Source organism: Phenylobacterium sp. (assembly GCF_025934275.1).
Taxonomy (GTDB): Bacteria; Pseudomonadota; Alphaproteobacteria; order Caulobacterales; family Caulobacteraceae; genus Phenylobacterium.
The window spans coordinates 23,060-29,633 of record NZ_JAICYI010000048.1; the positions used below are offsets into that span (position 1 = coordinate 23,060).

A 6,574-nucleotide genomic window follows, 5' to 3' on the forward strand; every position below is an offset into this window, starting at 1 on the left:
GTCAGATCACATATGTTTGCAGACGGCGGGGCGTGGCTCGGCCACGACTTCGAGCGTTTAGGACCTTCCGTATGCCGAAAACCGAGCGGCCCCGGCTGATCGTTGGGGTCTCGGGCGCATCCGGCGCCATCTATGGGGTGAGGGTGCTGCAGGCTTGCCGCGACCTCGCCGTCGAGAGCCACCTCGTGATGAGCCGCGCCGCGGCGCTGACGCTCGCCGACGAAACCGGCCTCTCGCCCGCCGACCTGCACGCCAGGGCCGACGTGGTCCACAAAACCTCGGACGTGGGGGCGGCGATCGCCTCCGGCTCGTTCCCGACGCTCGGCATGATCGTCGCGCCCTGCTCGGTCCGCTCGATGAGCGAGATCGCCACGGGGGTGACCTCGTCGCTGCTGACCCGCGCCGCCGACGTGACCTTGAAGGAGCGCCGTCCGCTGGTGCTGATGGTCCGCGAGAGTCCGCTGCATCTGGGGCATCTGCGCACCATGGTCCGGCTGGCCGAGATGGGCGCGGTGATCGCCCCGCCGATGCCGGCCTTCTACGCCAAGCCGCAGAGCCTCGAGGAGATGGTCGACCAGTCGGCCGGCCGCGCGCTCGACCTCTTCGGCCTCTCCTGGCGGCCGGTGAAGCGCTGGGGCGAGGATGTCGGCCCCCTGACGAGCGAGGCGTGAGGCGATGTCGCTGTGGGATTGGACGCTTCGCGCCTATGGCCGGCCCGGCGTGCCGGAGGCCTGCCTGAGGCTGCAGGACGCCTTCGGCCAGAACACCTCTCTGCTGTTATGGGCGGTGTGGGCGGAGACCGCCGACAAGGCGCTGCTGGTGCGGGCGGCCGAGCTGGCGCGGGCCTGGGAGGCCACCGCGCTCGTCCCGCTGCGCGAGGTCCGGCGAGCGCTGAAGGCGCCGTTTCCGCCGATCGACGACGGCGCGCGCGAGGGGCTTCGCGACGACGTCAAGGCCGCCGAGCTCCGCTGCGAGCGGGTGCTGATGGAGACCTTGGAGGCGATGGCGGGCGACGCCCGCGGCGGCGCGCACGAGCTGGACGCGCTGAAGGCCGCCTCGCAGGCCTGGGGCCGCGCCGCGCCGGACGACGAACTGGCTGCGCTGGCCGCGGCGCTGGGCTAGTTTCCGGACCCATGAGCGATCCCGTCGATCCGTCGGAAGAGGTGCTGCGGGCGCAGCTGGCGGAGCTGCGCCAGGAGCACGCGGACCTCGACGCCGCCATCCAGGCGGTCGCCGTCTCGCCGCTGCCGGACATGATGCTGATCGGCCGCCTGAAGCGGAAGAAGCTCGCCCTCAAGGACGAGATCGCCCGCATCGAGGACATGCTCACGCCGGACATCCCGGCGTAGGGCTCAGCCGCCGCGCTCGCGCTTGCGCTGGTACATGGCCGCGTCCGCCGCGGCCACCAGCGCCTCCGGCTCGAGGCCGGGGGACAGCTGGCGCACCCCGTAGGAGACATGCAGCGGCGCGGACCAGTCGCCGAACTGCAGCGGCTCGCGTTCGACCGCCCGGGCCAGCGCGGCGGCCTTGGCCTCGGCCACCGCCTGGTCGGCCTGGACCAGGACCACCCCGAACTCGTCGCCGCCCATGCGTCCGACCACGTCGGAATCGCGCACATTGCGCAGCAGGCGGTCGGCCATCGCCTGCAGGGCGGCGTCGCCGGCCGCGTGGCCGAACCGGTCGTTGATGGACTTCAGGTCATCGAGATCGAAGTAGACCAGGCTGGCCGGCGCGCCATAGCGCTGGGAAAACGCGCGGATGCGGCCCACCTCGCGCAGGAAGGCCCGGCGATTGAACAGCGGCGTGAGTCCGTCGCGATCAGCGAGCCCCTCGGCTTCGGAGAGCCGGGCCTTCAGCCGAGCCACTTCGCCGCGCAGGTCGTCGATCTCGATGAGCAGCGCCTGCAGCGCGCCCTGCACGACGGGCGTCAGATCGGCCTCGCCAAGGCCCAGGAACGTCGTGCTGTCGGCGGCGGGCGCGGCGGCGCTCGTCTGGGCCCCGGCCTGGGCGAGGGCCCGCCTGCGGATCGTCGAGAAGGGCTCGGTGCGCGCGCCGGTGATCTTCATGGGGTTCCGCGGGGCTCCGGCCTCGGAGGGGCGAAGAGAATCAAAGACGCAACAGTCACTTGGGCGAATCCTAACCCCGCCGGTTGCCGCCGCAAAGCACCCGCCTATACTCCGCGGCTTTTCCGGCCCGGGGGCTGAGGGATCCGAACCGAAGCATGACCGCTCAGCCCGTCGCCATCATCATGGGCAGCCGGTCCGACTGGCCGGTGCTGCGCCATGCGGCCGAGACGCTGGAGGGCCTGGGCGTGGGCTACCAGGCCAAGGTGGTCTCCGCCCACCGCACGCCCGAGCGCATGTACGCCTTCGCCAAGGGCGCCAAGGCGTCGGGCGTCAGGGTGATCATCGCCGGCGCCGGCGGCGCGGCGCACCTGCCGGGAATGACCGCCTCGCTCACCGAGCTGCCGGTGCTGGGCGTCCCGATCGAGACCAAGGCGCTGAAGGGCATGGATTCGCTGCTCTCCATCGTGCAGATGCCGGCGGGCATCCCGGTGGGCACGCTGGCGATCGGCGAGGCCGGCGCCCGCAACGCCGCGCTGATGGCCGCGCGCATCCTGGCGCTCGCCGATCCGAAGCTGGCCGAGCGGGTGGCGGCCTTCTCGGCGAGCCAGACGGCGAGCATCCCCGAGACGGTGGAGGACGCTTGAGCCGCAGCCCCCCGGTCCTGCCGCTCGCGCCCGGCTCGACAATCGGCATCCTGGGCGGCGGCCAGCTGGGCCGAATGCTGGCGCAGGCCGCCGCCCGGCTGGGGTTCGACGTGGCGATCCTCGATCCGGAGCCGGACGGCCCGGCGGCGCGGGTCTCCGCCCACGCCATCACCGCGGCTTATGACGATCCCAAGGGCCTGCAGGCGCTGGCCGACCTTGCGGACGTGGTCACCTACGAGTTCGAGAACGTGCCGGCCGCCGCCGTGGCGCAGCTCGCCGCGCTGGGCGTCCCAGTGGCGCCCGGACCCGCGGCGCTGGAGGCGGCGCAGGACCGGTTCGTCGAGAAGAGCTTCCTCAACGCTCACGGCGCCTCGACCGTCGCCTTCGCGCCGGCCGCCAGCCCGCAGGAGGCGGTGGGGGCCATGGAGCAGGTGGGTGCGCCCGCGCTCATGAAGACCCGCCGCGAGGGCTACGACGGCAAGGGCCAGCGCTGGGTGGAGCATGCGCCGGACGCCGCCCGCGCCTTCGCCGAGCTCGGCGGCGCACCGGTGATCCTGGAGGCGGCGGCGGGCTTCCGCCGCGAGCTGTCGATCATCGCCGCGCGCGGGCGGGACGGGTCCACGGCGGTCTATCCGCTGGCCGAGAACCACCACGAAGGCGGCATCCTGCGCCGCTCGATCGCCCCCGCCCGGGTCGTCGCCGCGGTGGCCGAGCAGGCGGAGCGGATCGCCGCGCGCGTGCTCGCCGGCCTCGACTACGTCGGCGTGATCGGGATCGAGCTCTTCGAGATGGAGGGTGGCCGGCTGCTGGTGAACGAGATCGCGCCCAGGGTGCACAACACCGGCCATTGGACGCTGGACGGCTGCGAGGTCGACCAGTTCGAGCAGCACATCCGCGCTGTCGCTGGCTGGCCGCTCGGGCCGACCCATCCGACCGCGCGGGTGGAGATGCTGAACCTGCTGGGCGACGAGGCGCAGGGCTGGCTGAAGTTCGCCCAGGAGCCCGAAAGCCGGCTGCACCTCTACGGCAAGCGCGAGGCCAAGCCGGGCCGCAAGATGGGGCACGTGAACCGGGTCAAGCCGCTCTAGCGATGGTCGACACGATCCGCTTCTACGAGGAGAACGCCGAGGACTTCTTCGCACGCAGCGTCGCGGCCGACATGCTGCCGCAGCTAGCGACCTTCGCCGCCCTCCTGCCGCCGGGCGGGCGCGTGCTGGAGGCCGGTTGCGGCTCGGGGCGTGACGCGAGGGTGTTCCACGAGATGGGCTTCCAGGTGACCGCAACGGAAGCCGCGCCGGCGCTCGCGGCGCTCGCCCGCGAACACGCCGGTGTCGACGTCCGCGTGATGACCTTCGACCAGATGGACTGGATCGAGGCGTTCGACGGCGTCTGGGCCTGCGCTTCGCTGCTGCACGTGCCGCGGGTCGGGCTCCCCGAGACGCTGCGCCGCCTGAGGCGGGCGCTCGTCCCCGGCGGCGTCTGGTTCATGTCTTTCAAATACGGGACCCGCGAGCGCGAGGCGCACGGGCGCCGCTTCACGGACCTGGACGAGGCCCGCGCGCAGTCGCTCATCGCTCAGACGGGCGGGCTCGAGATGCTCTCCATGGAGGTAACAGGCGACGCCCGTCCCGAGCGCGCCCACGAGCGGTGGCTCAGCGTCTTCTGCCGGAAGACGCCTTAGCGTCTTCCCCCGAATGGGTAAGCAGTCAGGGCGCGTCGGTGAGGTCCGGCCGGGGCGCTGGGCGGCCGTAGCGGGCGCGGCCCAGCGCACGGAAGACGCCGGCCATCAGATCGTAGGGCCGGACCGGCGAGGCCTGCTTGAACGCCTCGAAGCGGAGGATGTCGGCGATGCGGCGGTCGACGAAGGCCAGGGCGTCGGCGCGGCCCGCATGCAGTCGGATGGCGAGCGCGCCGGAGAGGACGCCGGCCAGCAGCAGCCGCTTCGAATAGTGGTTCTCGTCGGTGGCCGCGTCGCCCGCCCAGCGCCAGAGGGCGTCGGCGCTCTCCCAGGCGAGGCGGGCGGCGAGCGGGGCATTCGGCGGCAGCGCCAGCCAGGCCGCGCAGCGGCGCACGGCGGCCTCGTCCTGGGCCGCGGCGTCCAGACGCGCCTCGACGGCCGCGCGGATCCGCTCGCGCACCTTCAGCGCGGCCGGATCGACGCCCTTGAGGACCATCAGCGTCCGCGCATCGTGCCGACGCGCCAGCAGCACGGCGAGGTCGGCCGGACCGTGCGGGATCAGGAGCTCGGTCTCGCCCTCGCTCAGGCCGGCGGCGCGGCCGGCCAGGCGCGCCATCCGATGGGTCCAGCCCTCGCGCGCGCAGAGCCGGAGCGCCTCATCCAGCACCCGCTGCTCGGCCGCCTCGGCCCAATCCTGTCTCCCTGCGGCCTTCGCCATGACCCGATCCTGAGCCTTTCCGGTTATGCCGCCCGGCGTGGACAGCGGGGGTCGCTTCTGGTATCTCGCCGCGCTCGGACCCGAAGGCCCAAAGCCTCCGGGCCTTAATGTTTTGTTCGCCCGCCGCGGCCCGACGATGAGGGGCCGGACGGCGGACGCACACAGGAGAGAGACCTCTGGTTCAGATTTTCGTTCGTGACAACAACGTCGACCAGGCCCTCAAGGCGCTGAAGAAGAAGATGCAGCGGGAGGGCTCGTTCCGCGAGATGAAGCGGCACGTGCACTATGAGAAGCCCTCCGAGAAGCGCGCCCGCCAGAAGGCCGAGGCCGTGCGCCGGGCCCGCAAGCTGGCCCGCAAGCGCGCGCAGCGCGAAGGCCTCATCGTGGCGCCCAAGAAGCCGAGCCGCTAAGGGCTCACGAACGACGCAATCTGTTCCTATGTAAAGGGCCGCGCCGGAGGGTAGCGGCCCTTGGTGTTTCGGCCGCGGCCATAGTCAAGCCGCGATCTTCCGTCGCGCGACCGGCGGCGTTTGTGGTGGAACATCGGTCGACGTCCTATCTTTAAGCTCCCTGCCGGCAATCCTCGAAGGCGGTTTCAACCGATGAACCTGCGCAATTTCGTCATCTGGGGCGTGATCATCGTCGTCCTGGTCGGCCTTTACAGCATGGTGACCGGCGGCGGTCATGCCACGGGCGCCAGCGAGATCCCCTACTCGCAGCTGGTGGCGAAGGTGAACAACGGCGAAGTCAAGCAGGCGGTGATCCGCGGCGCGGCCGTCGAGGTGAAGGACGGTTCGAACCACGTCTTCACGGCCATGACGCCGGTCAACCAGGACGACCTGGTCAAGAAGCTGGAGTCCACCGGCGCCGAGATCGACGTCAAACCGGTCGGCGGGGTGACGCTGATGGGCGTGCTGCTGCAGGCCTTGCCGGTGCTGCTGCTGATCGGGGTGTGGATCTTCTTCATGCGCCAGATGCAGGGCGGCGCGCGCGGCGCGATGGGCTTCGGCAAGTCCAAGGCCCGCCTGCTCACCGAGAACAAGAACCGCGTCACCTTCGACGACGTGGCTGGCGTCGACGAGGCCAAGGAAGAGCTGACCGAGATCGTCGACTTCCTGAAGGATCCGCAGAAGTTCCAGCGCCTGGGCGGCAAGATCCCGAAGGGCGCGCTGCTGATCGGTCCGCCCGGCACCGGCAAGACGCTGCTGGCGCGCGCCATCGCGGGCGAAGCGGGCGTGCCGTTCTTCACCATCTCCGGCTCCGATTTCGTGGAGATGTTCGTGGGCGTCGGCGCGAGCCGCGTGCGCGACATGTTCGAACAGGCCAAGAAGAACGCCCCCTGCATCATCTTCATCGACGAAATCGACGCCGTCGGCCGCCACCGTGGCGCGGGCCTGGGCGGCGGCAACGACGAGCGCGAGCAGACGCTGAACCAGCTGCTGGTCGAGATGGACGGCTTCGAAGCCAA

10 protein-coding genes are annotated in these 6,574 nt (G+C 71.3%); 8 read left to right on the plus strand and 2 right to left on the minus strand.

Going from position 1 to position 6,574, the window contains the following annotated elements; all coding sequences use genetic code 11:
* Positions 1-71: 71 nt before the first annotated feature.
* The 3 genes from Q0W60_RS12710 to Q0W60_RS12720 are packed head-to-tail and all read left to right on the plus strand — an operon-like array spanning position 72 to position 1,349.
* Positions 72-671, plus strand: a complete 600-nt coding sequence (locus Q0W60_RS12710) for a UbiX family flavin prenyltransferase (RefSeq protein WP_297696141.1) — start codon at positions 72-74, stop codon at positions 669-671.
* A 4-nt stretch (positions 672-675) separates the two neighbouring features.
* A complete protein-coding gene (locus Q0W60_RS12715; protein WP_297696143.1) occupies positions 676-1,122 on the plus strand; it encodes a TIGR02444 family protein in 447 nt (148 codons plus the stop codon).
* Positions 1,123-1,133: 11 nt separating this feature from the next.
* A complete protein-coding gene (locus Q0W60_RS12720) occupies positions 1,134-1,349 on the plus strand; it encodes a DUF465 domain-containing protein (RefSeq protein WP_297696145.1) in 216 nt (71 codons plus the stop codon).
* Between the two features lie 3 nt (positions 1,350-1,352).
* On the opposite strand, the gene Q0W60_RS12725 is transcribed toward Q0W60_RS12720, so the two are convergent.
* Positions 1,353-2,066 carry a diguanylate cyclase gene (locus Q0W60_RS12725; protein WP_297696147.1) on the minus strand — a complete coding sequence of 238 codons (714 nt, stop codon included), beginning with the start codon at positions 2,064-2,066 and terminating at the stop codon, positions 1,353-1,355.
* Positions 2,067-2,221: 155 nt separating this feature from the next.
* Between Q0W60_RS12725 and purE the strand changes: the two genes are divergently transcribed.
* The 3 genes from purE to Q0W60_RS12740 are packed head-to-tail and all read left to right on the plus strand — an operon-like array spanning position 2,222 to position 4,391.
* Complete coding sequence (gene purE / locus Q0W60_RS12730) at positions 2,222-2,710, plus strand: 5-(carboxyamino)imidazole ribonucleotide mutase (RefSeq protein WP_297696149.1); 489 nt, start codon at positions 2,222-2,224, stop codon at positions 2,708-2,710.
* Complete coding sequence (locus Q0W60_RS12735; protein ID WP_297696151.1) at positions 2,707-3,798, plus strand: 5-(carboxyamino)imidazole ribonucleotide synthase; 1,092 nt, start codon at positions 2,707-2,709, stop codon at positions 3,796-3,798. Before purE ends, Q0W60_RS12735 begins: the two co-directional genes overlap by 4 nt.
* Before the next feature lie 2 nt (positions 3,799-3,800).
* Entirely contained in the window at positions 3,801-4,391 is a 591-nt protein-coding gene (locus tag Q0W60_RS12740; protein WP_297696153.1) for a class I SAM-dependent methyltransferase, read from the plus strand.
* Between the two features lie 25 nt (positions 4,392-4,416).
* Here the strand turns inward: Q0W60_RS12740 and Q0W60_RS12745 are convergent, their stop codons facing one another.
* Complete coding sequence (locus tag Q0W60_RS12745) at positions 4,417-5,106, minus strand: COQ9 family protein (RefSeq protein WP_297696154.1); 690 nt, start codon at positions 5,104-5,106, stop codon at positions 4,417-4,419.
* A 176-nt stretch (positions 5,107-5,282) separates the two neighbouring features.
* Here Q0W60_RS12745 and rpsU point away from each other — a divergent pair, with 176 nt between their 5' ends.
* Together rpsU and Q0W60_RS12755 are read left to right on the plus strand one after the other, a co-directional pair.
* On the plus strand, positions 5,283-5,516 hold the full coding sequence (rpsU, locus tag Q0W60_RS12750) for a 30S ribosomal protein S21 (RefSeq protein WP_297696160.1): 234 nt from the start codon (positions 5,283-5,285) through the stop codon (positions 5,514-5,516).
* 192 nt (positions 5,517-5,708) lie between these two features.
* A partial coding sequence (locus Q0W60_RS12755; protein ID WP_297696156.1) for an FtsH/Yme1/Tma family ATP-dependent metallopeptidase occupies positions 5,709-6,574 on the plus strand: 866 nt, incomplete at its 3' end.

Coding starts and splice junctions, on each gene's coding strand:
- Q0W60_RS12710 (WP_297696141.1), top strand. CDS start 72: ATGCCGAAAACCGAGCGGCCCCGGCTGATCGTTGGGGTCTCGGGCGCA.
- Q0W60_RS12715 (WP_297696143.1), top strand. CDS start 676: ATGTCGCTGTGGGATTGGACGCTTCGCGCCTATGGCCGGCCCGGCGTG.
- Q0W60_RS12720 (WP_297696145.1), top strand. CDS start 1,134: ATGAGCGATCCCGTCGATCCGTCGGAAGAGGTGCTGCGGGCGCAGCTG.
- Q0W60_RS12725 (WP_297696147.1), bottom strand. CDS start 2,066: ATGAAGATCACCGGCGCGCGCACCGAGCCCTTCTCGACGATCCGCAGG.
- purE (WP_297696149.1), top strand. CDS start 2,222: ATGACCGCTCAGCCCGTCGCCATCATCATGGGCAGCCGGTCCGACTGG.
- Q0W60_RS12740 (WP_297696153.1), top strand. CDS start 3,801: ATGGTCGACACGATCCGCTTCTACGAGGAGAACGCCGAGGACTTCTTC.
- Q0W60_RS12745 (WP_297696154.1), bottom strand. CDS start 5,106: ATGGCGAAGGCCGCAGGGAGACAGGATTGGGCCGAGGCGGCCGAGCAG.